The 24827-nt window shown below is 72.1% G+C and carries 21 protein-coding genes; 11 read left to right on the forward strand and 10 right to left on the reverse strand.

What is annotated here, in order from left to right; translation table 11 throughout:
• Nucleotides 1–90: 90 nt before the first annotated feature.
• Together ABD817_RS08440 and ABD817_RS08445 are read right to left on the reverse strand one after the other, a co-directional pair.
• Nucleotides 91–825, reverse strand: coding sequence for a hotdog fold domain-containing protein (locus ABD817_RS08440; protein ID WP_344916745.1), 735 nt, complete (start codon nt 823–825; stop codon nt 91–93).
• Between the two features lie 401 nt (nt 826–1226).
• Nucleotides 1227–2588: a glutamine synthetase family protein gene (locus tag ABD817_RS08445; RefSeq protein ID WP_344916747.1), complete on the reverse strand. Its 1362-nt coding sequence runs from the start codon at nt 2586–2588 to the stop codon at nt 1227–1229.
• 194 nt (nt 2589–2782) lie between these two features.
• Here ABD817_RS08445 and ABD817_RS08450 point away from each other — a divergent pair, with 194 nt between their 5' ends.
• From ABD817_RS08450 to ABD817_RS08485, 8 genes are all read left to right on the forward strand, one after another.
• A complete protein-coding gene (locus ABD817_RS08450; protein ID WP_344916749.1) occupies nt 2783–3688 on the forward strand; it encodes a terpene synthase family protein in 906 nt (301 codons plus the stop codon).
• 35 nt (nt 3689–3723) lie between these two features.
• Nucleotides 3724–4269: an EF-hand domain-containing protein gene (locus ABD817_RS08455; RefSeq protein WP_344916751.1), complete on the forward strand. Its 546-nt coding sequence runs from the start codon at nt 3724–3726 to the stop codon at nt 4267–4269.
• A 71-nt stretch (nt 4270–4340) separates the two neighbouring features.
• Complete coding sequence (locus tag ABD817_RS08460) at nt 4341–5480, forward strand: terpene synthase family protein (protein ID WP_344916753.1); 1140 nt, start codon at nt 4341–4343, stop codon at nt 5478–5480.
• Between the two features lie 167 nt (nt 5481–5647).
• Nucleotides 5648–7612 (forward strand): sensor histidine kinase, encoded by a 1965-nt coding sequence (locus ABD817_RS08465; RefSeq protein WP_344916755.1) that lies wholly within the window; start codon nt 5648–5650, stop codon nt 7610–7612.
• An 85-nt stretch (nt 7613–7697) separates the two neighbouring features.
• Entirely contained in the window at nt 7698–9188 is a 1491-nt protein-coding gene (locus ABD817_RS08470) for a BTAD domain-containing putative transcriptional regulator (RefSeq protein WP_344916757.1), read from the forward strand.
• A gap of 14 nt (nt 9189–9202) precedes the next feature.
• Complete coding sequence (locus ABD817_RS08475) at nt 9203–11317, forward strand: sensor histidine kinase (protein ID WP_344916759.1); 2115 nt, start codon at nt 9203–9205, stop codon at nt 11315–11317.
• Between the two features lie 60 nt (nt 11318–11377).
• Complete coding sequence (locus ABD817_RS08480) at nt 11378–12355, forward strand: hypothetical protein (RefSeq protein WP_344916761.1); 978 nt, start codon at nt 11378–11380, stop codon at nt 12353–12355.
• 353 nt (nt 12356–12708) lie between these two features.
• A complete protein-coding gene (locus ABD817_RS08485; RefSeq protein ID WP_344916763.1) occupies nt 12709–14493 on the forward strand; it encodes an NAD+ synthase in 1785 nt (594 codons plus the stop codon).
• Nucleotides 14494–14529: 36 nt separating this feature from the next.
• Here the strand turns inward: ABD817_RS08485 and ABD817_RS08490 are convergent, their stop codons facing one another.
• The 3 genes from ABD817_RS08490 to ABD817_RS08500 all read right to left on the reverse strand — a co-directional run bounded on the left by ABD817_RS08490 (nt 14530) and on the right by ABD817_RS08500 (nt 18071).
• A complete protein-coding gene (locus tag ABD817_RS08490; protein ID WP_344916765.1) occupies nt 14530–15156 on the reverse strand; it encodes a TetR/AcrR family transcriptional regulator in 627 nt (208 codons plus the stop codon).
• Between the two features lie 7 nt (nt 15157–15163).
• Nucleotides 15164–16726, reverse strand: coding sequence for an MFS transporter (locus ABD817_RS08495; protein ID WP_344916767.1), 1563 nt, complete (start codon nt 16724–16726; stop codon nt 15164–15166).
• Between the two features lie 142 nt (nt 16727–16868).
• A complete protein-coding gene (locus tag ABD817_RS08500) occupies nt 16869–18071 on the reverse strand; it encodes an MFS transporter (protein ID WP_344916769.1) in 1203 nt (400 codons plus the stop codon).
• A gap of 327 nt (nt 18072–18398) precedes the next feature.
• On the opposite strand from ABD817_RS08500, the gene panB reads away from it, so the two are divergent.
• The gene (gene panB, locus ABD817_RS08505) at nt 18399–19244 is read left to right on the forward strand and encodes a 3-methyl-2-oxobutanoate hydroxymethyltransferase (protein ID WP_329092631.1); all 846 of its coding nucleotides are present in this window, start codon (nt 18399–18401) and stop codon (nt 19242–19244) included.
• 47 nt (nt 19245–19291) lie between these two features.
• Here the strand turns inward: panB and ABD817_RS08510 are convergent, their stop codons facing one another.
• The 3 genes from ABD817_RS08510 to npdG all read right to left on the reverse strand — a co-directional run bounded on the left by ABD817_RS08510 (nt 19292) and on the right by npdG (nt 22262).
• Nucleotides 19292–20203: a threonine/serine dehydratase gene (locus tag ABD817_RS08510; protein ID WP_344916772.1), complete on the reverse strand. Its 912-nt coding sequence runs from the start codon at nt 20201–20203 to the stop codon at nt 19292–19294.
• Between the two features lie 100 nt (nt 20204–20303).
• A complete protein-coding gene (locus ABD817_RS08515; protein ID WP_344916773.1) occupies nt 20304–21476 on the reverse strand; it encodes a trans-sulfuration enzyme family protein in 1173 nt (390 codons plus the stop codon).
• Between the two features lie 120 nt (nt 21477–21596).
• On the reverse strand, nt 21597–22262 hold the full coding sequence (npdG, locus tag ABD817_RS08520) for an NADPH-dependent F420 reductase (RefSeq protein WP_344916776.1): 666 nt from the start codon (nt 22260–22262) through the stop codon (nt 21597–21599).
• 123 nt (nt 22263–22385) lie between these two features.
• Between npdG and ABD817_RS08525 the strand changes: the two genes are divergently transcribed.
• Nucleotides 22386–22964: a hypothetical protein gene (locus ABD817_RS08525; protein WP_344916778.1), complete on the forward strand. Its 579-nt coding sequence runs from the start codon at nt 22386–22388 to the stop codon at nt 22962–22964.
• A gap of 180 nt (nt 22965–23144) precedes the next feature.
• Here the strand turns inward: ABD817_RS08525 and ABD817_RS08530 are convergent, their stop codons facing one another.
• Nucleotides 23145–23327: a hypothetical protein gene (locus ABD817_RS08530; RefSeq protein WP_344916780.1), complete on the reverse strand. Its 183-nt coding sequence runs from the start codon at nt 23325–23327 to the stop codon at nt 23145–23147.
• A gap of 44 nt (nt 23328–23371) precedes the next feature.
• Here ABD817_RS08530 and map point away from each other — a divergent pair, with 44 nt between their 5' ends.
• The gene (map, locus tag ABD817_RS08535) at nt 23372–24220 is read left to right on the forward strand and encodes a type I methionyl aminopeptidase (RefSeq protein ID WP_344916782.1); all 849 of its coding nucleotides are present in this window, start codon (nt 23372–23374) and stop codon (nt 24218–24220) included.
• Nucleotides 24221–24371: 151 nt separating this feature from the next.
• Here the strand turns inward: map and ABD817_RS08540 are convergent, their stop codons facing one another.
• Entirely contained in the window at nt 24372–24785 is a 414-nt protein-coding gene (locus tag ABD817_RS08540) for a sensor histidine kinase (RefSeq protein WP_344916784.1), read from the reverse strand.
• Nucleotides 24786–24827 lie beyond the last annotated feature (42 nt).

Consider the following 24827-nt stretch of genomic DNA (forward strand, 5'->3'; position numbering starts at 1 on the left):
CTGGACCGGACGCGCGGGTCGGCCGGTCCGGGCGGGAGTGATCCAGACCGTACGGAACGCGAGAGGCGCGCCCCGTGGATCGGACGCTGGTCAGCCGGCCTGGGCGGGGGTGATCCAGGTGGCCTTGGCGGCGGCGACCAGGGTGCCGTCGGCCTCGTAGACGGCGCTCTCGCCGAAGAGCTTGCGGCCCTCGCGGCCGGTGGCGCGGGCGACGACGGAGTAGGCGCCGCCGGGGTAGACCCGGCGGTGGATCCGCGCGGTCAGGCGGCCGAGCAGGGCGAACTCGCCGGGCTTGAAATGCGCCCAGCCGGTGGGGCAGTCGAGGGCGGCCCAGACGATCGCGTCGGGGACGGTGCCGTCCTCGTCGGTGATGGTCATCGGGACCCGCCAGCCGGCGGCGATCAGGTCGGTGCCGGGCACCGGGCCGGGGAAGATCCGCAGGCCGTCGCCGGGGCCGCGCAGGCCGCACGCGAAGCAACCGGGGAAGGCGTGCCCGGTGAGACCGGCGAAGCCGCCCTCGGCCCGCGCGGCCTCGTTGAAGGGCACGAAGTCCGGGACGTCGAGCTCCTCGGCGACCGTGATGGCCTCGACGAGGAGCCGCTCACCGTGGGTGAGGGTCGCGGTGTTGGCGAGGTGGCGCAGGGACAGCTCGGTGTCCAGTGGCGTCGGTGCGTGCAGGGTGACCTCGACGGCCGAGTCGTGCCGGGCGCCGTGCAACGCCTCGGAGACCGTACCCGCGATCCAGCCTCCGTTCGCGGCCCCCTCGGGACCACGGAAACGCGCCGGAACGGTCAGCACGGTCTGCAGCTCGGACGTCGTCGTCATGCCGCACCTCCTGTCGCCTTTATGGCGATCAATCCTCAGAAATCACGTTAATGGGACCGATCGATTTTATCGGACTGCTTGTACATACAGCCAACTCGAGATCGATGACGCCCTTATTAGCCGCAGGTAACGCCGGTATGACGTTCGGCGGGCGGCCGTGGATTACCCGCCACGGCAACTCGTCACCCGCGTCACCCCGATCACCTGGGTCACTCGGGTCACGAGACCCGGCACCCGGCACGACCGCCACCGGCCGCGTACGCCCATAGCCTGGCCGGGTGTGCGAGGAGCCGGGCGTGACCACCGGCCCCAGAGCGCGCGGCCCTCGCGGGCACGGCGGGCGCCCCGGAGGCCCGCCGTGCCTGCGGAGGCCCGCGCCTGCCCGTGAAACCGCGCGGCGGCTAGAGGACCGGCAGGTAGCGGCCGAGCTCGAACTCGGTGACCTGCCTGCGGTACTCGTTCCACTCGGCGCGCTTGTTGCGCAGGAAGTAGTCGAAGACGTGCTCGCCGAGGGTCTCGGCGACGAGCTCGCTGCGCTCCATGACCGCGATAGCCTCGTCCAGCGACTGGGGCAGCGGCTGGATGCCCAGCGCCCTGCGCTCGGCCGAGGTCAGCGCCCACACGTCGTCCTCGGCGCCGGGGGGCATCTCGTACCCCTCCTCGATGCCCTTCAGACCGGCCGCGAGGATCACGGCGAAGGCGAGGTAGGGGTTGCAGGAGGAGTCGAGGGAGCGGAACTCGATGCGGGTCGAGCCGCCCTTGTGCGGCTTGTACATCGGCACCCGGACCAGGGCGGAACGGTTGTTGTGGCCCCAGGAGATGTAGCTCGGGGCCTCGCCGCCCGCTCCGGCGATCGCCTCGGCGCCGCCCCACAGCCGCTTGTAGGAGTTGACCCACTGGTTGCAGACGGCGGTGATCTCGGCGGCGTGCGTGAGCAGGCCGCCGATGAAGGAACGGCCGATCTTGGAGAGCTGGTAGTCGGCGCCGGGCTCGTAGAAGGCGTTGCGGTCGCCCTCGAAGAGCGACATGTGGGTGTGCATGCCGGAGCCGGGGTGCTCGGTGAAGGGCTTGGGCATGAAGCTCGCCCAGATGCCCTGCTCCAGCGCGACCTCCTTCATGACCAGGCGGAAGGTCATGATGTTGTCGGCGGTGGTGAGCGCGTCGGCGTAGCGCAGGTCGATCTCCTGCTGGCCGGGGCCGCCCTCGTGGTGGCTGTACTCGACGGAGATGCCCATCGACTCCAGCATCATGATCGCGTTGCGCCGGAAGTCGTGGCCCGAGCTGTGCGGGGTGTGGTCGAAGTAGCCGCCGCCGTCGATCGGCTCGGGCCGCTCGTTGCCCTCCGGCCGGCTCTTCAGCAGGAAGAACTCGATCTCCGGGTGGGTGTAGAAGCTGAAGCCCATGTCGGAGGCCTTCGCCAGGGTGCGCTTGAGCACCCAGCGCGGGTCGGCGTGCGAGGGCGAGCCGTCCGGCATGAGGATGTCGCAGAACATCCGGGCGGCGCCCGGCGTCTCGCTGCGCCAGGGAAGGATCTGGAAGGTCGACGGGTCGGGCTTGGCGAGCATGTCGGACTCGTAGACCCGGGCGAAGCCCTCGATGGCCGAGCCGTCGAAGCCGATGCCCTCGGCGAAGGCGCCCTCGAGCTCGGCCGGGGCGATGGCCACCGACTTCAGGAACCCGAGCACATCGGTGAACCACAGCCGGATGAACCGGATGTCGCGCTCCTCAAGGGTGCGGAGAACGAACTCCTGCTGGCGGTCCAAGGCTTCTCCTTCATTGCCCGACGTGCTGCAACACGCCTAGTGGTCTCCCAGTTTGCCCTCTCAGTGTTTCGCACACGTTACGGGGAAGAACGGTGAGATGTGGCACCGGGACCGCCGCGCCTCCGCGTTCCGGCCCCCCTCTCCTCCTACAGTGTGCGACCGGAGCCGCTGGGAGTTCGATCCGGGGGGAAGCGATGGCACGCACCGAGGTCCACGAACCACCGCCCGCGCCCTCGCCACCGGCCAGGCTCACCGAACGCCTCGCGGCGCTGGCCATGCCCTGCCCCGTCCACCCGTCGGCACATCTGGTCGAGGCCGCGACGTCCGACTGGGCGCGCGCGGCCGGGCTCGCCCCCGACCCCGTCGCCTCCCGGCTGGCCGGGAGGGCGTTCGCCCGTTGCGAAACCGGCGCGGTCACGTCGCTGGCCCGCTGGCTGACCTGGATGTCACACCTGCGCCGGGCTCCCGAGGCCCTCACCCCGGTCCTCGCCGTGGCCGAGGGCGGCGCACCGGGCCCGGCGCCGCTGGAGCGGGCCTTCTCCGGCCTCTGGACGGCGTGCGCGCCGGGGATGAGCGGCGCGTGGCGCGAGCGCTTCACCGCCGGGCTGGCCGCCCAGCGCGAGGCGTCCCTCACCCGCGGGACACCCCCTGCCGATACCTACGGGACACCCCCGGCCGATGATCGCGGGAAGCCCGCCGGGGGCGCCTTCGGCCGCTACCTGTTCGACCTGGTGGAGCCCTGCCTGGGGGTGGAGGTGCCGGAGCAGGTGTGGCGGAGCCAGTCCTGGCGGGCGCTCGTCGAGGCGAGCGGCGACGTGGCCGCCCGGTGCGAGGAGGCGGTGGCCGGACACGGCCAGGTGGACACCATTTTTTTGGAACGCTCCAATCAGGCGGCGGAAGAGTGGACGATCGACAGGGTCGCCACCCGCGTGGAGGAGCTGTGGACGGCCGCCCGCGCCATCCCCGCGCTCACCGAGCGGCACGACCTGGGCCTCACCCTCTCCCTTGAGGTGACGCGGGTGGCATGCGCTTTCTTGACCATCCCGAGGGCCTACCTGGAGTGGCTGCTGGAAACACCTCGCTATCGTCACTTACGGTAACTGTTCGATTTCAATGGGTAACGCTGGAGTAAACGATGAGCACCACGCTCCTCAATCACAAGCTCGACCGCGCCTTCGGGCACATGGACGTCGACGGCAGCGGGTCGATCGAGCGCGAGGACCTCCTCGGTCTCGGTGCCCGGATCCTCGTCGGCTTCGGCGAGTCGCCGACCTCGCGGGCCGGCAGCAGGCTCGCCCAGGGCTTCGAGGAGATCTGGCGGACCCTGGCCGAGGAGATCGACGCCGACGGCGACGGCTCGATCTCGTCCGAGGAGTTCCGCGCCGGGATGACCTCCGCGTTCGTCGAGGGCGACCGGTTCGACGCCGTCTTCGCGCCCGCCGCCGAGGCGGTGGCCGGTCTGTGCGACACCGACGGCGACGGGGCCGTGGGGCCGGACGAGTTCTGGATCATGATGGCCGCGTTCGGCACCCCGCGCGAGGACGTGCGGGCCACCTTCGAGCGGCTCGACGGCGACGGCGACGGCGTCGTGTCCGTGGGCGAGCTGGTCGAGGCGACCCGGCAGTTCTACACGAGTGCCGATCCGGACGTGGCCGGCAACTGGCTGTTCGGTCCGCTGTAGTGGCCCTCACCCCGACGTTCGGCGAACCCCTGACCCGTCCCCGACCCCTTCAAAAGCCCTTGCCATCCTCAATGCCCCTTTCCCTGTCCCCGTGTCCCTCCCCCAGCGACCCCGCCGGACTCACCGCGCCCACCGAACTCACCGCACCCGCCACGCCCACCGTGCACCCCGTGCACCCCGTGCACCCCGTGCACCCCGTGCACCCCGCGTCCGTCACGCCTGCCGGAACGGCGGGACATCCCGGGCCGCCGCGCCCCTCCGGGGTGGCCGCGACCCTGCTGCTGCCCCTCACCGAGCTCGTACCGGTGATGTCGGCGCCGTGCCCGATGCACCCCTCGGTCGGCCTGATCGGCGCCGAGCTCGCCGCCTGGGCCCGCGAGGTGGGGCTCGAACCTCCCCCGGGCGCCGGGTTCGAGCGGATGGCGGGCCGCGCCTTCTGCGGGTTCGGCATGGAGTCGGCGCTGCTGTTCGCCAAATGGCTGACCTGGCTGTTCCACTTCGACGACGAGTGGGACGAGAAGCCCGCCGGGCGCGCGGCCGAGATCGTCGAGGCCACCTTCGCGCGGCTCGACCTCGTCGCCCGTGCCCCCGCCCACGCCTCCTCTCCCGTCGAGCTGGCCTTCGGCGACCTGTGGAAGGTCACCACCGAGCGGATGAGCACCCGGTGGCGGCACCGGTTCCTGGCGGGGCTGGCGGCGCAGGGCGCGGCCTGCCGTACCGAGGCCGAGAACCGGTGCGCGGGTCGCGTGCCCTCCCCCGCCGAGTACCCACGGCTGCGGCGGGGCACCGCGGGCCCCTACCTGTTCGACCTGGTGGAGCCCTGCCTGGGGGTGGAGGTGCCCGCGGGGCTGCGCGAGAGCACGACCTGGCGGACGCTGGTGGACGCCTGCAACGACGTCACCGCCTGGTGCAACGACGTCGCCTCGCACCACAAGGAGCGCGCCAACGGCGACGTGCACAACTACGTGACGGTCGCCGCGACCGCGTTCGGGCTCTCCGACACCGCCGCCGTCGCCTGGGTGAACAACCGGATCGCCGCCCGCGCCGAGGACCTGCGGACCTCCGCGCGCCGGCTGCCGGCGCTGTTCGACCGGTTCGGGTTCTCGACCGGCCAGGCCAGGGACGTCAGCAAGGTCGCGTGCGCGTTCCTCACGGCGCCGAGGGCCCAGCTGGAATGGCTCCTGGAGTCCAGCCGGTACGACGTGCCGTGACCCGCCGCCCCCGGGTGGAGCCGCCCGGGGGCCCCTCAGCCCCTCGGCTTTGGCCGGGAAGGTCAGGCGCCATACGGTGTCCAACCGGTTTTGATCACTCGTTGATCGGATTGCGGTCCGCGCCGGTTAGGGTCCCTTCAAGTACAAAGTGAAGGGCCTCAACCATCATGCGCGGGCTGTACCGGGTGATCCCCACGGTGACGCCCGTCCAGCGTCGGGTGGCGGCGGTGGTGGCCGCCGCCGCGTCGGTGGCGATGGAGTGCGTCAACATCTGGGTCACGGCGCAGCTTCCGCAGCCCTCCTACACGCCGCTGCCGTTCGCGCCCGAGGACGTGGCCGGCGCCGCGTTCCCCGTCCTCGGAGCGCTGCTGGTCTTCCAGCGACCCCGGCTGGTCATCGGCTGGCTGCTCTGCCTGGGCGGGCTGTGCTCCGCGCTGAACAGCCTCACGGTGAACCTGGCGCTCCTGGACACGGCACGGGCATGGGCGGTCCCGCCGGAGGTGATGTGGGCGGTCGCCGGGGTGAGCTGGAAGCTGACCATCCTCTTCCTGGTCGTGCTGCTGCCGCTGCTCTACCCGGACGGGAGGCTGCCCTCCCCGCGCTGGCGGGCGCTGGTCTGGGTCTCCGTCGCCGTCCTGGGCGCCGACGTGCTCGTCATGGACATCATGTCCCTCTCCTGGCAGCGGTACACGGGCCTCGCCACCCACCCGCTGCGGTTCTCACTGGACATGCTCACCAACGCGATGATGATCCTGGCCTTCGCCTCGCTGGCCACGCGGTTCCGGCGGGCCGGCCGTGAGGAGCGCGGGCAGATCCTCTGGCCGCTGGTCGCGATCGCCACCGTCATCGTCCCCTGGGTGATCGGCAATCCGGTGTGGTGGCTGGCGTCGTTCACGATCCCGCTGGTCCCGGTCGCGATCACCTTCTCGGTGCTGCGGCACCGCCTCTACGGGATCGACACGCTCATCACCAGGGCACTGGTCGGCGCGGGCCTGGTCGGCGTGATCGGCGGGGTGTACGTGGCGGTGGGCGCCGCCTCCAGCCTGTTCCTGTCGGACGTGGACCGGATCGGCGGCCTGTTCGCCGCGCTCTGCGCAGGGGCGTTCTTCCACCCGATGCGGCGGGTGCTCCAGCGTGGCGCCGACCGCCTGCTGTACGGCAGCAAGGGCGACCCGGTGGCGCTGGCCGCCGAACTCGGGCGCAGGATCCAGCGCACCGATCCCGCGGGCGGGCTGGCCGCGACGCTGGACGTGCTGCGCGAGGGCCTGGCGGTCACCGGCACCGGCGTGCGCTTCCAGGGCGGCTGGCCCGAGGAGGCGACGGTGGGGACGCTGGAGGAGGTGACGCGCGACATCCGGCTGGTCTGGCACGGCGAGCCCGTCGGCCGCCTGCTCATCGGCCCGCCGGGGGCCCGGCGCCTTCCCGCCGCGCACAACGAACGGGTCATCGCCGCGCTCACGCCGTACGTGGCCGACGCGGCCCACGCGGTCCGGCTGGTCGGCGCGCTGCGGCGCTCCCGGGAGCGGATCGTCACCACCCGCGAGGAGGAGCGCCGCCGCCTGCGCCGCGACCTGCACGACGGCCTCGGCCAGTCGCTCAGCGGGATGGCGATGTCCATCAACGCGGCCAGGCTCTCCCTGCGCGCCTCCCCCGAGACGGCCGAGCGCATGCTCGGCGAGCTGCGCTCCGGCATGGACAGCGTCACCAGCGACATCAGGCACCTGGTGTACGGCCTGCGTCCACCGGCGCTGGACGACCTCGGCCTGGCCGGGGCCGTGGCGGAGATGGCGGGCCCCGGTGTCGCCGTCGAGGTCAGGGGCGAGCTGCCGGGGCTGCCCGCCGCGACCGAGGTCGCCGCGTACCGGATCGTGCAGGAGGCGCTGACCAACGCGCGCAAGCACGCCGGAGCGGCGACGGTGCGGGTGTCGCTGGAGCGGGACGAGGACGATCTGAGCGTCCGGGTGCGCGACGACGGGATCGGCGTGCCCCCCGGGCGGCGCTCGGGGGTCGGGCTGGCGTCGATGCGCGAGCGCGCCGCCGAACTGGGCGGGACATGCGTGATCACCACGCCCCCCGAGGGAGGAACCGTGGTCGAGGCGATACTTCCGGTGAAGTTGAATGTGGAGATCTGACCACCGATGATTCCTTACGGCCCGCGAACGATGGTGAGTATTGCTCTATGAGGTTGGTCCAGGTAGCCCTACCCTTACGCCTGCAATGCTGACATTTCGTGCTCTCGGACCGTTCCAGGCGCGGCACGGTGAGACATCACTCGACCTCGGAGGCCAGCGCCAGATGGCGGTGCTGGCCCGGCTCCTCGTGGCCGGGGGCCGCGCCGTCCCGGTGACCATGCTCATCGACGAGCTGTGGCCCGGCGAGCCTCCCGCCCAGGCCCTGTCGACCATCCAGGGATACGTGTCGCGGCTGCGGCGCGCCCTGGAGCCCGGCCGCGCGCCCCGGGAGGAGGCCGAGGTCCTGGTCTCCGCCCCGCCGGGGTACGCGCTGCGCGCCTCCCCCGGCCAGGTGGACGCCTGGAGTTTCGAGAGCGCGGTCAAGACGGGCGGCGAGCCCGCCGAGGTGTGGAGGCGTCTGGACGCGGCGCTCGCGCTCTGGCGCGGCCCGGCCCTGGCCGAGTTCTCCGACCTGCCGTGGGCGGCGAGCGAGGCGGGCAGGCTGGAGGAGCTGCGGCTGATCGCGGTCGAGCGCCGCGCCGACGCCGGGCTCCTGCTGGGACACTCCGGCGCCCTGGTCGCCGACCTGGAGGCGCACGCCTCGGCGCACCCGCTGCGGGAGGAGGCCTGGCGGCTGCTCGCGCTGGCCCTGTACCGCAACGGCAGGCAGGGGGACGCGCTGGGAGCGCTCCGGCGCGCCAGGGTGATGCTCCGCGACGAGCTCGGCCTCGACCTGGGCGCCACCCTGCAGCGCCTGGAGTCGGACATGCTGGCCCAGGCCGTCCACCTCGACCCGCCCGCCGGGACCGTACGGGCCACCGTGCCGGCCACGGAACCGGCGGCGCGCGCGACCCCCGCCGAGGAACGGTCGCTGCCGGGGCTGCGGATCGTGGTGGTGGACGACCAGGCGCTGGTCCGGACCGGCCTGCGCGTGGTGTTGGACAGCGAACCCGGCTTCGAGCTGGTCGGGGAGGCCGAGAACGGCGAGCAGGCGATCGCGGTGGTCAGGGAGACCTCCCCCGACCTGGTGCTGATGGACATCCAGATGCCCAGGCTGGACGGGCTGACCGCCGCGCGGCGGATCCTGGCCGACAAGACACCGCCGAAGGTCGTCATGATGACCACCTTCGGCACGGACGACAACCTCTACGCGGCGCTGCGGGCCGGGGTGAGCGGGTTCGTCCTCAAGACGTCGGCGCCCGAGCAGCTCATCACCGCGATGCGGGCCGCGCAGGCCGGTGACGCGCTGATCGACCCCGCCGTCACCACCCGCCTGATCGCGGCCTTCGCCGGGCGCACCGACCCGTCGGCGCCGCCCGGCCTCGCCGGACTCGGGGACGCGGACCTCGACCTGATGAAGCTGGTCGCCCGGGGACTGACCAACCGGCAGATCGCGACGACCCTGGCGGTCCCCGAGGGGGCGGTCTCACGGTCGGTGGTCAGGCTGCTCGACCACCTCGGGCTGTTCGACCGGGCCCAGCTGGTCGTCACCGCGTACGAGTCCGGGCTGGTCAACCCCGGCGACGTGGCCAGATAGATGGGCCGATAGCGATGCGCCCTCGGCCACCCGACCTCGGCCGGACGCTCGACGGCGTCGGTGACGTACCCAGGCGGGTCGTCGATGCCGTCACCGTGGCCGAGGAGGGGCCCGCCACCTCGGTGGCGCGTAGCCTGCTGCGCTCCCCGCCTCGGCTCGCCGCCGTCTCGATGGCGGTCCTCTCGGTGGCGCTCACCGTGATCGGCTTCGTGTTCCGTCTCGACCTGCCGCCCGAGTGGCAGCCGGAGGTGCCCGCCACGCCCGACCTGGCGGCCGGGCTGACGTTCCCCGTGGTGGGCGCGTTCCTGCTGGCCCACCGCGCGCGCCCGGCCACGGCGTGGCTGATGTGCGCGGGCGGCCTGATGTGCGCGGTCAACGCGTTCTCCGATTCGGTGATGTTCACCTTCGCCGCGGCGGGCGACATGGAGTCCGCCGGGTACCTCCGGCTGAGCATGATCACGGGGAAGGTGATCGGCGGGTTCCTGCTCGCGATCCTGCTCCCGCTGTGCTCCCCCGACGGGCGGCTGCCCTCGCGGCGGTGGCGGCCGCTGGTGACGGCCGGTGTGGTCGTGTTCGCGGCGGACCTGCTGCTGAACCTCACCCGCCCGGACCCCGACCCCGCGCTGTACCCCTGGCCGAGAGTCATCCCCAATCCGATCGTGCTGGACCTCCTCGCCCCGTACAACATGGCGGCGCGCGAGGTGACCGCCGTCCTGATCTCGGCCCTCGCGGTCCTGGCGCTGTTCTCGATGGTGCTGCGCTTCCGGCGGGCCGGACCGGTGCTGCGCCGCCAGATCGCCTGGCCGATCTTCGCGTTCGCCGTCTACGTCGCCTTCCTGCTCGCCGGACCCGCCTGGTGGCTGCCCGGGACGATCTGGGCCGGGCTGATCCCGGCGGCCATCGTCTTCTCGGTGCTGCGCTACCAGCTCTACGGCATCGACACGGTGGTCAGCCGCGCCTTCGTCGCCGCCGGGCTCATCGCCGCGGTCAGCGCCGTGTACGCGGTCGGCGCGGTCGCCGGGCTGGCACTGTCGGGGTACGACCGGATCGGCGGCCTGATGGCCGCCCTGCTCGCCGGGGTCATCTTCCACCCGCTCCGGCACAGGCTCAGGAGCCTGGTCGACCGGCTCATGTACGGCACGCACGGCGACCCGCAGGCGCTCGCCGCGCTCCTGGCCAGGGAGGTCCGCGAGACCGAACCGGCCAACGCGCTCGCCGCCGTCGCCGCCGTGGTCAGGGACGGGCTGAGCGTCACCGGCGTCGCCGTCGAGGTCCACGAGCCCGGCACCCGGCAGGTCCAGGTCGGCCTGCTGGGCCCGGCGCCGCGCGAGGTCCCGCTGATCTGGCACGGCGAGCCGGTCGGGCGGCTGCTCCTCGGCTCCCCCGGCCCTCGCCGGTTCGCCGCCGCGCACAACGGCCGCCTGGTCGCGGTGGCCGTCCCGTACGTCGCCGACGTGGCGCACGCCGTACGGATGACCGCCGACCTGCAGCGCTCCCGGGAGCGCATCCTCACCGCCCGCGAGGAGGAGCGCCGCCGCCTGCGCAGGGACCTGCACGACGGACTCGGCCACGCGCTGACCGACATGGCCATGTCCATCAACATGGCCAGGATCAGCCTGCGCACCGCCCCCGCCTCGGCGGACAGGCTCCTGCTCGAACTGCGCGGCGGCATGGACGCGGTGAGCCAGGAGATCAGGGAACTGGTGTACGGCCTGCGCCCGCCCACCCTCGACGAACTCGGCCTGGCGGGGGCCGTACGCGCCCTCGCCCAGGAGGGCACGCCGAGGGTCGCGGTGGAGATCGAGGGCGACCTGTCGGACCTGCCCGCGGCGGCCGAGGTGGCCGCGTACCGCATCGCGCAGGAGGGGCTCACCAACATCCGCAAGCACGCGCGGGCCGGTTCCGCGGTGATCTCGCTGCGGCGCGGGGAGTCGCTGGTGGTACGGGTCGAGGACGACGGGGACGGGCTGCCCCCGGGACCGCGCTCCGGGGTCGGGCTGCTCTCCATGCGCGAGCGGGCCGCCGAGCTGGGCGGCACCTGCGTGATCGGGGCGGCCCCCGGGGGCGGGACGGTCGTGGAGGCCGTGCTGCCGATCCCCGCCGCGCCGGTCGTGGCGGGCCGCCGGTAAACCTTTTCGGCTTCTCGGGACTCTAACCAGCCGTTACGGAATTCGTCCGAGGAGATCCCCTTGAAGCACTGGGTCCTGGCCACCGGCGTCGTACTCGCCCTGACGGCCACCACCATCACTCCCGCGCTCGCCGGGTCCACCGGGGGTTTCGGGGGTTCCGGAGTGGCCGGACCCACCGAGGGCACCGGGGGTACCGCTCTCGCGGCGGCTTCGCACGAGGCGGCCCCCGTCTCGGGCGCCGTCTACTTCCGCCACGGGGGAAGCGGGGTCGAGGTGCTGACCCACCGGGGAGGCTGGACCAGCCTGACGGCCGGTGCCGGAGCCTTCGCCGGCCAGTTCGCGGTCGCGCCCGACGGCCGGAAGGTCGCCTGGATCGACGACAGGAACAGGCTGCGCGTCAAGGCCACCGGGTCCGGCGCGGAGACGGTGGTCGCCAGGAACGCGGCCTACGGCGGCCCCTGCCTGACCCCGGCCTGGACGGCCGACGGCAAGCGGATCGCCTACCCGGTGAAGGGCACGAGCGAGGCGGTGACGGTCGCGGTGGTCGGCGCCGACGGCAGGGGCCGGTTCGACGCGGGGAAGACCCTCGGCCCCTGCCACCTGACCTGGTCGGCCGACGGCAGGACCCTCGCCGGGTACGCGGGCGACACCGTCGGTGTCCACCTCCTGGACACCAGGCGGCGGACCTCCAGCCGCGTCCCGGGCGTCAGGCTCGCCAACCACGTGGAGAGCCTGTCGCCCGACGGCCGCCGGGTGGTGGTCAACGCCATCGGCGCGAACGCCGAGAGCGGCGACGGCTCCTGGCCCCTGTCGTTCACCCCGTCGGTCTACGACACCAGGACCGGCGCGAAGGTCGCCATCCCGGTCAGGGGGCGGCTGCTGGGCGCGCGCTACCTGCGCGACGGCCGTCTGGCGGTCCGGGTCAAGGGCACGGCCGCCAACACGATCGTGGTCCTCTCCCGCTCGGGCAGGGAGGTCCAGCGGGTGACCGAGCCCGCCAGGGCGAAGAACCTCGGGCTGCTCTGGGTCCTCGGCTGACGGGTCCTCGGCCTGAATTCACCAGCCTGAGTTCCCCGGCCCGATATTCACCGGTCCCGGAGGAATCAGCCGATCGGCTCCTCCGGCCGACCCCGGCGGCGTCGCCCGGCGCCGCCCAGCGCGGACCGGCGGATCCCGGCGGATCTCAGCGGATCTCAGCGGATCTCAGCGGATCTCAGTGGTCGAAACCGGCCGACCGATCGGTGCAGCCCCCAAGGCCGGGGCCCTCACGGACCCGTGAGAGCCTCCCCGGCGGCCCGTGGACACCGCCGGTCGCCCGGTTCCCTGATTCGGCGACCGGGCGGGGATCACCTGAACGGCGAGCGCCGGGCACGCCCCAATAGGATGTCCACGTGGCTCAACTCCGCATCGCCCTGGCCCAGAGCAATCCCGCCGTCGGTGACCTGGCCGCCAACACGGACAGGCTCGTCGAGTGGACCCGCCGTGCCGCCGATCGCGGCGCGCACCTGGTCGTCTTCACCGAGATGTTCCTGACCGGATATCCCGTCGAGGACCTCGTGCTGCGCACCTCGTTCGTGGAGGCGTCGATCGCGGCGATCGAGGAGGCCGCGCGACGACTGGACGAGGCGGGGCTCGGCGAGATCCCCGTGGTGGTCGGCTACGTGGACCGCGCGAAGCTCGCCCCGCGCGTCGGCCAGCCCAAGGGTGCCCCGCTCGACGCGGCCGCGCTGCTGCACCGGGGCCAGGTGGTCGTCAAGACCGCCAAGCACCACCTGCCGAACTACGGCGTCTTCGACGAGTACCGCTACTTCGTCCGCGGCGACCGGCTGCCGATCTTCAGGCTGCACGGCGTCGACGTGGCGATCGCGGTCTGCGAGGACCTCTGGCAGGAGGGCGGCCCCGTCGCGGTGGTGGCCGAGGCCGGAGCCGGGCTGCTCGTAGTGCCGAACGCCTCCCCGTACGAGAAGGAGAAGGACGACGTACGCCTGGCGCTGGTGGCCAGGCGCGCCCGCGAGGCCGGATGCGCCCTCGCCTACGTCAACCAGGTCGGCGGCCAGGACGAGCTGGTCTTCGACGGAGACTCGGTGGTCGTCTCCGCCTCCGGCGAGCTGGTCGCGCGCGCGGCGCGCTTCTCGGAGGAGCTGCTGATCACGGACCTGGAGCTGCCCGAGGCCAGGTACGGGGGGCTCGGCACGTTCCAGGTGGACGCCGGGGACGGCACCGTGATCACGGTGGAGCGGCTGGAGCTGTCGGCCCGCCCCGTCGAGCCGTACGAGCCGCAGGCCCCCACGATCGCCGAGCAGCTCGACGACACCGCCGAGGTCTACTCGGCGCTGGTCCTCGCGGTCCGCGACTACGTCGCCAAGAATGGTTTCCGGTCGGTCATCCTCGGCCTGTCCGGCGGCATCGACTCGGCGCTGACCGCCACGATCGCCTCCGACGCCATCGGCCCCGACCGGGTGCACGTGGTGCTGATGCCCTCCCGCTACTCCTCCGACCACTCGGTGAGCGACGCGCGGGAGCTGGTCGACCGGCAGGGGATCAACGCCAGGACCGTGCCGATCGCCGAGATCGTCAGCGGCTTCGAGAAGGAGATCGAGCTCTCCGGCCTGGCCGCGGAGAACCTCCAGGCCCGGGTGCGCGGCATGATCCTGATGGGCCTGTCCAACGAGCACGGCCACCTCGTCCTCACCACCGGCAACAAGAGCGAGCTGGCCACCGGCTACTCCACCCTGTACGGCGACTCCGCGGGCGGCTTCGCCCCCATCAAGGACGTGCTCAAGACCCTCGTCTGGGAGCTGTCGCGCTGGCGCAACGCCCAGGCGGGCCGGTCGGGCGAGTTCCTGCACGGGTTCGCGGTGCCGCCGATCCCGGAGAGCTCGATCGAGAAGGAGCCCAGCGCGGAGCTCCGCCCCGACCAGCGCGACACCGACTCCCTGCCCGAGTACGAGATCCTGGACCGGCTACTGGACGACTACGTCGAAAAGGACATGGGATCCGCCGAACTCGTCGCCGCCGGACACGACCCGGCCCTGGTCACCAGGGTGATCCGCCTGGTCGACCTGGCCGAGTACAAGCGCCGCCAGTATCCCCCGGGGCCGAAGATCACTCCCAAGAACTTCGGCCGCGACCGCCGTCTCCCCATCACCAACCGCTGGCGCGAGACCACCATCTGACACCCGGCCCGTCTCCGGGCGATCGTGCGGGAGACCTCAGGGGCCGAGGCCCACCAGGAGGTGGTCGACGATCCGTTCGGCCAGGTCGGAGGACGCGGCGCACTCGTCGGCCCCCTCGGTGCGGATGTACCACATCACGGTGCCGACCAGGTTCGCCATCGCGATGGGGACGTCGAGGCCGGCCCGCAGCTCGCCGGTGGTGACGCCGCGCCGCAGCAGGGCGGTGATCGCCGCCCTGCGCGGCTCGATGGTCGCCTGGCGGATGCGCTCCACCAGGCGGGGGTGCCTCTCGGCCTCGTTCATCGCGATGTTCATCACGCAGCGGTTGCGCGCGTCGCACGCGTCGCGCAGGAACACCCGCGCGTAGGCGACGAGATCCTCGCGGACCGAGACGCCCGCGACAGGGGGCAGCGGCGACTTGAGGGTCGCCAGCGCGTCGACGAGGAGGTCCTCCTTGTTCGACCAGCGCCGGTAGATCGTGGTCTTGCCGACCCCCGCGCGGGCGGCGATCGCCTCGATCGACAGCTCGGAGAGGCCGACGCTCTCCCCGATCAGGTCGAGGGTCGCGTCGATGATGGCCTTCTCCGCCCTGGCACTGCGGGGACGGCCCGCGGGGCGGGGGGTGCGGGCCTCGGCCGCCTGGATCTCGTCGGTGGTCGTCATGGCGTTCCTACACTACCGCTGGTTCCTTGTCCGAGCCGATCTCTTCGGGGACGGGGGCCGCTGAGGACTTTCCCGGCAGCCACCTGAACACCACCAGTGCCCCGAGCAGCGCGATGACCGCGGAGACGAGGGCGGTGGTGTGCATGCCCTCGACGAAGGCGAGCTTGGCCGGTTCGACGAGCGCCGCGCCTCGGGCGCCGAGGCCCTGGGCCACGCCCAGCGTGCCGGTCAGCGACTCGCCCGCGAGGTGCCTGAGCTGGTCGGGCAGGCCGGTCAGGGCGGGGGCGATCTGGTCGCGGTAGGTGGCCGAGAGCAGCGAGCCGAGAAGCGCGACGCCGAGCGCGCCGGCCACCTGGCGGACGGTGTTGCTCATGGCCGAGCCGACGCCGGCCTTCTCCCTGGGGAGCGCCTCCATGATCGCGGTGGTCGCCGGGGGCATGATGTTGGCCATCGCCGCGCCCTGGACGAAGAACACGATCTCCAGCAGGACGATCGGGGTGTTCTGGTCCATCAGCGCGTACGAGGCCAGCGCACCGGCCACGATGACCATGCTGACGGTGGCGCTCAGCTTGCCGCCGAAGCGCGTGGCCATCTGCTGGCTCAGCGGGGCGAAGATCAGCTGTGCGGCGGCGAAGGGGATCATCAGGGCACCCGCCTGCATCGGGCTGAAGCCCAGCACGATCTGCAGGTAGAAGACCAGGAAGAACATCGCGCCCATCATCGCGAAGAACACGATGCCGATCATGCCGACCGCGGTCGCGAAGCGCGGGTCGCGGAAGTAGCCGACGTCGAAGGCCGGGTGGTCGATGCGGCGTTCGTACCAGGCGAAGACGGCGAGCACGACGATGCCGAGGATCGTCGGGACGAGCACCTCGGCGCTGGCGATCGTGGCCAGCTCTCCGCCCCGGATGATGCCGTAGGTGACGGCGACGAGGCCGACGATGGAGAGGATCACGCCGACCGGGTCGAGCCTGGAGGGCTTGGGGTCACGCGACTCGGGCACGACCAGGCGGATGAGCACCATGCTGATCAGCACGATCGGCAGGTTGATCAGGAAGACCGAGCCCCACCAGAAGTGCTCGATGAGCAGGCCGCCGGTGATCGGCCCGATCGCCACGGCCAGGCCCACCCCGCCGGCCCAGACGCCGATCGCCTTGCCGCGCTCCCTCGGGGGGAAGACGTTGGAGATGATCGCCAGGGTGGCCGGCATGATCGCGGCGCCGCCGATGCCCATGAACGCGCGGGCGACGATCAGCTGCATGGGGTCCTGGGCGTAGGCGCTGGCCAGCGAGGCCAGGCCGAAGAGGACCATGCCGATCATGAGCATGCGCTTGCGCCCGGTGCGGTCGCCGATCACCCCGAAGGTGAAGAGCAGGCTCGCGAACACGAGCGTGTAGGAGTTGATCGCCCATTCCATCTGGCTCTGGGTGGCTCCCAGGCCCGCCACGGGGTCCGCGATCGTCTTCAGTGCGACGTTGAGGATGGTGTTGTCGAGCACGACCGCCAGGAGGCTGAAGACCAGCACTCCCAGGATCTGCCACCGTCGCGGGTGGCCGAGCTGTTGTTCCACGAAAAGCCCCGTATTCGATACGCTTGAGTTTCGAAACACAACCGTAGCGCTGATCATTACGATACGCAACCGTATCGTTTCGTATTTGTCGTGAAATATCCTGCCCCCGGGATGCGCCCGCCGAGAGCGGGGACGGCCGAGGTCAGGCGGCCATCGGGAGCGGCTCCCCGACCACGGCCGAGGTGCGCCGCCAGAACGGCAGGGCGATCAGCACCATCATCACGCTGACCAGTCCGGCGGCGGCGAAGCCCCACCCGGGACCGGGACCGTCGATGATCAAGCCCGCGATGGGCGCCGAGGAGCCCGCTCCGATCAGCAGCGCCGTGCCGTGCAGGCCCATCGCCTCGCCACGGGCCCCGGCGGGCACCCAGCGGCTCACGGTGTCGACCGTGGAGGACAACGCGGGGGCGCACAGCACCCCGGCGGGCAGCAGGGCCAGCAGCAGCCAGCGCCAGTCGGCGCCGGCCAGCCCGACGGGGACGGTGAGCACCCCCATGGCACCGATCAGGACCAGCGGCGACAGCCCGCGGGGCAGCATGCCGTACACGAAGCCGCCCGTCAGCGAGTAGGCGCACCACAGCCCGATCGCCAGCCCGATCCACGCGGTGTCGCCGCCCTGCTTCATCGTCGCCACCAGGGAGAGCTCGGTGGCGGCCAGCACGAAGGCCGCCGCGGCGACCGTGCCGAGCAGCCCGAGCATGCCCGGGGTGAGCCACTGGCGCCGGGGGACCTTCCCCGCCGGCCTCTGGAGCTCCTCGTCCGAGCGGATGGGCGGGTTCAGCAGGATCAGCGTCGCCCCCGAGGCGACCAGCCCTGCGGCGACGACGCCCATGGTGGGCACGCTGCCGAGGAGCGTCACCCCCGCGACCGCCAGGGCGGGACCGGTCATGTACGACACTTCAACGATCATGGAGTCGAGGGAGAAGCCCATCCTGCGCTGGTCGATCGGGACCAGCGCCGCGAGACACTGCCTGATCACGCTGAACACCGGGAGGCTGAGCAGGCCCGCGAGCATCGACGCCGCGAGCAGCACGGGGAGCGGCATCGCCCACGCGGTGGACCAGAAGGCGAGCTGGGCGAGCGTGGTCACCACCAGCACCGGGCGCAGGCCGTGGCTGTCGACGAACCTTCCGGCCAGCGGTGAGCCGACCGCCATCCCCACCGTGCTCGCCATGGTCACCAGCCCGGCCGCGGCGAAGCCGAGCCCGAGCCCGCTGGGGTCGACGACGTGCAGCGTCAGCGTGATGGCGACCGCGGTCGAGGGGATGCGGGCGACCAGCCCCACCAGCAGCAACGACCGCACGCCCGGAATCGCCAGCAGGCGGCGGTAAGGTTCGAAAGCCATTGTGATTACTTACCTCCGCGAGCATTGTGCCGTACACCCCCGACACTTCCGCCACTGGATTACCGCGCCGAGGCGCCGCGCACCGCCCGCGTCCCGGCTCGGCCCCCCAAAGCCCCTCGAATGTGCCGCGCACCGCCGGATCACCTCACGGACACGCTTCCCCGTCACCCTCCGTTACCGGTCCAACCGTACAAACGTGTCATATGTCCATATACCCCTCATCGGATTACCACGCCGACCGGGTCTGTTGAACCTGTCGTACGCGTGCAATCATCGGAACCGTCCGGGGACGCCACAGGGGCGCCTCGAGACTTCACTGGAGGTCCCATGTCCTCTTCCGTCACCAACCGGCCGACCTCTCTCTACGGCGGCCAGGCTGGACGAAGGATCACCGTGCGCGACGTCGCCGCCGCCAAGGAGCGCGGCGAGCGGTGGCCGATGGTCACCGCGTACGACGCCATGACCGCCAGGGTCTTCGACGAGGCCGGAATCCCCGTGCTGCTCGTCGGCGACTCGGCCGCGATGGTCGTGTACGGGTACGACTCGACGCTGCCCGTGTCGGTGGACGATCTCATGCCCCTGACGGCGGCCGTGGTCCGCGGCTCCTCCCGCGCGATGGTCGTGGCCGACCTGCCGTTCGGCTCCTACCAGTCCTCTCCCCAGCAGGCCCTGGAGACGGCCGCCCGCTTCATGAAGGAGGCCGGGGCCCACGCGGTCAAGCTGGAGGGCGGGCGGCGGGTGCTCCCCCAGGTCGAGGCGCTGGTCTCGGCCGGCATCCCGGTGATGGCCCACCTGGGCCTGACCCCCCAGTCGGTCAACACCCTCGGCGGCTACCGCGTACAGGGCCGCGGCCAGTCGGGCGACGAGCTGATGGCCGACGCCAAGGACCTGGAGTACGCCGGCGCGTTCTCCGTGGTCCTGGAGTGCGTCCCCGCGGACCTGGCCGAGCGGGTCACCGCGTCCCTGTCGATCCCCACGATCGGCATCGGCGCCGGGCCGGGCACCGACGCGCAGGTCCTCGTCTGGCAGGACCTGATGGGCCTGACCGCCAGCCCCGCCAAGTTCGTCAAGAAGTACTTCGACCTGGCCCACGAGATGGACAGGGCCGTGCGCAGCTTCGCCGACGAGGTGTCGACCGGCGCCTTCCCCGCCGCCGAGCACAGCTACCGCTGACGCCGCGCCGCCGCCCCGGGGAGACCGGGGCGGCTTCGCGCGAGGGATCAGACGAGCGTGGCCGGATCGGTGTTGGCGCCGCACACGACGACGGCCACCCGCTCACCGGGAGCCGGGGTGTAGACGCCGGACAGCAGGGCCGCGTACGCCGCGGCGCCCGCGTACTCGGCGGCGACCCTGTGGTTCCGCCACAGCTCGCGCCGCGCCTCGACGATGGCCTCGTCGGAGACCAGGAGACTCCGCACCCCGGCCGCGCTCGTGATCTCGAAGGCGATCTCACCCGCCCGGCTGGCGCCCAGGGCGTCGGCCCCCACCCCGGCGACCTCGACACCCACCGGCCCGCCCGCCTCCAGGGCCCGGTGCAGGGTCGGGATGAGCGCGGGCTCGACCGCGACCACGCGGGCACGGCCGCCGAGGGCGACGGTGATCCCCGCGACGAGCCCGCCGCCGCCGACCGCGACGACGACCGTGTCCACTCCCCCGGTCTGCTCCAGGATCTCCAGGCCGACCGTGCCCTGCCCCGCGACCACCTCGGCCTGGTCGTAGGCGTGGATGTCCAGGGCCCCGGTCTCGGCCGCGCGCTTGACCGACGCCTCGTACGCGTCGGCGTAGACGGCGCCGACCTGGGTCACCCGCGCGCCGAGCGCGCGCAGCCCGGCGACCTTCACCGGGCTGGCGACCGTCGGCACGAAGATCTCCGCCTGAACGCCGAGGTCGCGCGCCACGTACGCCACCGCCAGGCCGTGGTTGCCCCCGCTCGCCGCGATCAGCCCCGCCTCCGGGATCCCCTCGCAGGCCAGGGCGCGGTTGAAGCCTCCTCGCGCCTTGAACGACCCCGAGTGCTGCAGCCCCTCCAGTTTCAGGAACAGCCCCGGCGACACCTCGACCACCGGTGTGCGCAGGACATGTCCGGCGATGCGCTCGGCGGCCCGCTCCACGTCCCCGATCGACACGCTCACGTGTGTTTCCTCCCCAGAAGTGATCCGGCGGACCGTCCGGCCTCGTGGACGGCCCCGCGCCTCGGGCGGGAGACACCGCGGATCGTGCCCCCCGGCGGCGTCAGGCGAGCGCCTGCTCGAAGTCGGCCCACAGGTCCTCGACGTGCTCGATGCCGACCGCCACCCGCACGGTACCCTCGCCGATCCCGTGCCGGGCGAGCTCCTCGGCCGTCAGGGAACGGTGGGAGGTGGTCGCGGGATGCAGGATGAGCGTCTCGACGCCGCCGAGGGACGGGGCCAGCAGGGCCAGCTTCACCGAGCTCATGAACCGCTCTCCCGCCTCCCGCCCACCGACCAGGTCGAAGGAGAAGACTCCCCCGAAGTCGGGCAGGAGCTTGGCCGCCAGCTCGTACGAGGGATGCGAGGGCAGTCCCGGCCAGTGCACGACGGAGACGGCGGGGTGGGCGTTCAGGCGGGTGGCCAGCTCGCGGGTGTTGGCACAGTGGCGCTCCATCCGCAGCGGCAGCGTCTGGATGCCGCGCAGGGTGAGCCAGGCGGCGAACGGGTCCGCGGTGGTGCCCAGCTTGACGGTGAAGGACCACACCTTGCGGTAGAGCTCGTCGGAGGCGAAGACGGCGATCCCGCCGAGCACGTCGGTGTGCCCGCTCAGGTACTTGGTCGTGGAGTGCACCACGATGTCGGCGCCGTGCTCGATCGGCCTGCACAGGATCGGGGAGGCGAAGGTGTTGTCGACCACGGAGATCAGTCCGGCCTCGCGGGCCGCGGCGCACATGCCCGGCAGGTCGGCGACCTGGGTCACCGGGTTGGCGATGGTCTCCAGGTAGACGAGCTTCGTCTCCGGCCGCACGGCCGCGCGCAACGCCGCCGGGTCGTCCTCGGGGACGTAGGAGACCTCGATCCGGAACCGCCCCGCCAGGTCGTTGATCATCGAGGCGGTGCCGCCGTAGAGCGGCTTCTGCGCGATCAGGTGGTCACCGGGCTCCAGCAGCCCGAGCAGCACGGAGTTGATGGCGCCCATCCCGGAGCCGGTGGCCACCGCGCCGACCCCGCCCTCCAGCCCGGCGACGGCCTCCTCGAGGGAGCGGACCGTCGGGTTCGACAGCCGCCCGTAGACGAAGGCTCCGTCCGGGCGGCCCATCCCGTCGGCGAAGACGGCCGGGTCGTCGAAGACGAATCCGGAGGTCTGGTAGAGCGGCACCGTGATGGAGCGGCTGCCGTTCAGGGGCGGTTGGGGCAGGTGAACGGTACGGGTCTCCGGACGAAAATCAGTCATACGTCAAGGATGTCCGGTTAGCGAGCTACTTGTCAGATCCAATCGGGCAAGATTGGCCCGGCTTGGAGACCGGATCCCGCCAACCGTCCCCGTATTCGCGGCCACCGAGCCGACGATTCACTAGACGTCGGTGACGCGCAGTCCCGCGTGGGCCTTGTAGCGGCGGTTGATCGAGATGAGGTTCGCGGTCAGCGCCTCGACCTGGTGGGCGTTGCGCAGACGGCCCGCGTACACACCGCGCACGCCGGGAATCCGGCCCGCCAGCGCCTGGACCGTGTCGGCGGCCTCGCGGTCGTCCCCCAGCACGAGCACGTCCAGGGCGATCTCCTCGACCTCGGGATCCAGCAGCAGGACGGCCGAGACGTGGTGGAACGCGGCGACCACGCGGCTGTCGGGCAGGACGGCGGCTGCCTGCTGGGCGGCGCTGCCCTCCTCGACCGCGAGCGCGTACGCGCCCTGCTTGTCGAAGCCGAGCGGGTTGACGCAGTCGATGACGATCTTTCCGGCCAGCTCGGAGCGGAGGGACTCCAGCGTGGAGCGGTGCCCGTCCCAGGGAATGGCCACGATCACCACGTCGGCCTCCGCCGCCACGGCCGCGTTGTCCGCGCCGCGCACCGATCCGTCGACGCCCTCCGCCGCCGCCCGAGCCCGTTCCGCGCTCCGCGAGCCGATCAGCACGGTGTGCCCGGCGAGGGCGAACCTCCGGGCCAGGCCCCTGCCCTGATCACCGGTCCCGCCCAGGATCCCGATCGAGATCCCGCTCACATCCGGAATGTCAGTGCTCACTCACCGCTCCTCATCGTCCCCCGGTCGCTCAAGGCCGGACTTCATCGACCATATCGCCTGTCCCGATCATCTCAGGGGCGCGTTTCCAGGATCGGCGTGGGGTGTCTGGGGCACGATGGTGCGATGGACGCTGGATCGGTGACGCTGCTGCGCGAGATCCTCGCTTCGACCGGCTGGATCGAGCGGACCCGCGAGCTGGGTCTCGCCCTCCGCGCGACGCGCTCCCCCGGTGGGCTGCTGGTGGTCGGCACGCCCCAGGAGGAGCCCTGGCACCTGACCGCGCACCTGAGTGACGAGGCCAGGTTCGCCGGGCTGCCCCAGCTCGCCCCGACACTGGTCCGCTGGGCGCCCGCCCCCGGGGCGCCCGCGCACCTGCGGGTCGGGCTGGAGCGGATCGAGCGGGCCGGGCGGGGCGAGACGCTGTTCGTGGTGGCCGAGGAGCGCGCCCCCGAGACGCTGCTGGAACGGGTGAGCGACGCCCGCAGGACCGGTACGACGATCCTGGCCCTGGACGGCGGTGACCCGGACCTGGCGGGTCTGGCCCACGACGCGCTGACGGTGCCCGAGCGGGCGCCGTTCTCCTTCGACGGGGCCCAGCACCTGGTGAGCATGGCCGCGGGCGAGACCGGGCGCCGTCCCGGCCTGCGCGACCGCCTGGCCGGGCTGCTGGAGCGGATCAGCGGCCCGAGGGTCGCCGACTAGCCCCGCGGATCACCGGCCGGTGCCGCGGGATCGACGACCCCCCGCCCCGCGGTGAGCGGCCCGCGCACCCGCCGCCGCCCGGCGGCGGGTTCCGCCTCCACGCCGCGCCGCCGACCGGCTTAGGGATCTTCCCCGTCCGCGCGTACGCCGTCGTGGACGGCCGGCGACCGGCCGGTGACCTCAGTCGTCCCCGTCCCAGGCGCGGTCGCCCCTCTTCCACTCCTCGTTCCTGTCGGCCGCGGTCTTCAGCGCGTCGGCCGCGGCCTCGCGCGTCGGGTACGGCCCCATCCGGTCCTTGTTCGGGCACCCCTCGTCGGGTTCGACGGCCATGTGCGTCAGGCAGAACCACCATTGGTCACTCATGCGGCAATCCTGCCCAGGGAGAAGCACAACTAGACTGTCGGACCATGACGACACTGCTCCAGCCCGGACGGATCTCTCCCCTCCGCAAGGTGCCCTCTCACATCCAGCGGCCGGAGTACGTCGGGAGGAAATCCCCGAAGACCGGTGAGGCCGACGTCAAGACCCCCGAGATCATCGAGCGCATGCGGGTCGCGGGCAAGCTGGCGGCCCAGGCGCTCGAAGAGGTCGGCAGGCACGTGGCACCCGGCGTCACCACCGACGAGCTCGACCGGATCGGCCACGAGTTCCTCTGCGACCGGGGCGCCTATCCCAGCACGCTCGGCTACCGGGGATACCCCAAGTCGCTGTGCACCTCGATCAACGAGGTGATCTGCCACGGCATCCCCGACGACACCGTGCTGCGCGACGGCGACATCGTCAACATCGACATCACCGCCTTCATCGGCGGCGTGCACGGCGACACCGACGCCACCTTCCTGGTCGGCGACGTGGACGAGGAGTCGCGCCTGCTGGTCGAGCGCACCCGCGAGGCCACCAACCGCGCCATCAAGGCCATCGCCCCCGGCCGCCAGCTCAACGTGGCCGGTCGCGTGATCGAGGCCTACGCCAAGCGGTTCGGCTACGGCGTGGTCCGCGACTTCACCGGCCACGGCATCGGCACCACGTTCCACTCGGGCCTGATCGTCCCCCACTACGACGACCCGTCACTCGCGGTCACGCTGGAGCCGGGCATGACGTTCACGATCGAGCCCATGCTGACGCTCGGCACCATCGACTACGACATCTGGCCCGACGGCTGGACCGCCGTCACCAAGGACCGCATGCGGACCGCCCAGTTCGAGCACACCATCCTGGTGACCGAGACCGGCCACGAGATCCTGACACTTCCCTGAGCCCCGGCCCGGGATCCCTCCCCCTGGGTGACGACTGGGCGACGACCGGACGCCCCTGACCTGGGACGACGACCCGAGACCCCGCTCCGGGTCGACCGCGGGATCCGCTGCCCTCCCCGCGCCGCTCCCGTCGGTGACCGTCAGGTCGCGGCTAGTCCTGGCGGGGCACCACGCCGGTGACGGTGGTTCCCTCGCCGGGAACGCCGTTGACGCCGAGCGTACCGCCGAGCTGTTCGAAGTGGGCGCGCATGGCGGCGACCCCCCGGCCCTCCGCCTCCCCGAAGAAGCCGACACCGTTGTCACTCACCGTCATCCGCAGGCCGGCACGCCCGAAGGTGACGGCGACGGAGACGACGCGGGCACGGCTGTGCCGCTCGACGTTGGCCAGCGCCTCCCCGAGCGCGGCCAGCACGGCTCTGGCGACCCTGGACGGGACGTCCTGGGCGGGCAGTGCCCAGATCTCGACGATGATCCCGGTGCGCTCGGCCCATTCGGTGAGATGCTCTTCGAGCGCCTGGGCCAGGCTCCGGCTCCTGCCCTCACGTACGCGCACTTCCTCGGACACTGCTCAACCTTCCTGATGCACATTGCAGCCACCGGCCCCCCG

The sequence above is a fragment of the Streptosporangium oxazolinicum genome (genome assembly GCF_039537505.1).
Taxonomy (GTDB): Bacteria; Actinomycetota; Actinomycetes; order Streptosporangiales; family Streptosporangiaceae; genus Streptosporangium; species Streptosporangium oxazolinicum.

Coding starts and splice junctions, on each gene's coding strand:
- ABD817_RS08490 (WP_344916765.1), bottom strand. CDS start 15,156: ATGACGACCACCGACGAGATCCAGGCGGCCGAGGCCCGCACCCCCCGC.
- map (WP_344916782.1), top strand. CDS start 23,372: ATGACGACACTGCTCCAGCCCGGACGGATCTCTCCCCTCCGCAAGGTG.
- ABD817_RS08530 (WP_344916780.1), bottom strand. CDS start 23,327: ATGAGTGACCAATGGTGGTTCTGCCTGACGCACATGGCCGTCGAACCC.
- ABD817_RS08515 (WP_344916773.1), bottom strand. CDS start 21,476: ATGACTGATTTTCGTCCGGAGACCCGTACCGTTCACCTGCCCCAACCG.
- ABD817_RS08475 (WP_344916759.1), top strand. CDS start 9,203: ATGCGCCCTCGGCCACCCGACCTCGGCCGGACGCTCGACGGCGTCGGT.
- ABD817_RS08440 (WP_344916745.1), bottom strand. CDS start 825: ATGACGACGACGTCCGAGCTGCAGACCGTGCTGACCGTTCCGGCGCGT.
- ABD817_RS08470 (WP_344916757.1), top strand. CDS start 7,698: ATGCTGACATTTCGTGCTCTCGGACCGTTCCAGGCGCGGCACGGTGAG.
- ABD817_RS08500 (WP_344916769.1), bottom strand. CDS start 18,071: ATGGCTTTCGAACCTTACCGCCGCCTGCTGGCGATTCCGGGCGTGCGG.
- panB (WP_329092631.1), top strand. CDS start 18,399: ATGTCCTCTTCCGTCACCAACCGGCCGACCTCTCTCTACGGCGGCCAG.
- ABD817_RS08465 (WP_344916755.1), top strand. CDS start 5,648: ATGCGCGGGCTGTACCGGGTGATCCCCACGGTGACGCCCGTCCAGCGT.
- ABD817_RS08455 (WP_344916751.1), top strand. CDS start 3,724: ATGAGCACCACGCTCCTCAATCACAAGCTCGACCGCGCCTTCGGGCAC.
- ABD817_RS08525 (WP_344916778.1), top strand. CDS start 22,386: ATGGACGCTGGATCGGTGACGCTGCTGCGCGAGATCCTCGCTTCGACC.
- ABD817_RS08460 (WP_344916753.1), top strand. CDS start 4,341: ATGCCCCTTTCCCTGTCCCCGTGTCCCTCCCCCAGCGACCCCGCCGGA.
- ABD817_RS08450 (WP_344916749.1), top strand. CDS start 2,783: ATGGCACGCACCGAGGTCCACGAACCACCGCCCGCGCCCTCGCCACCG.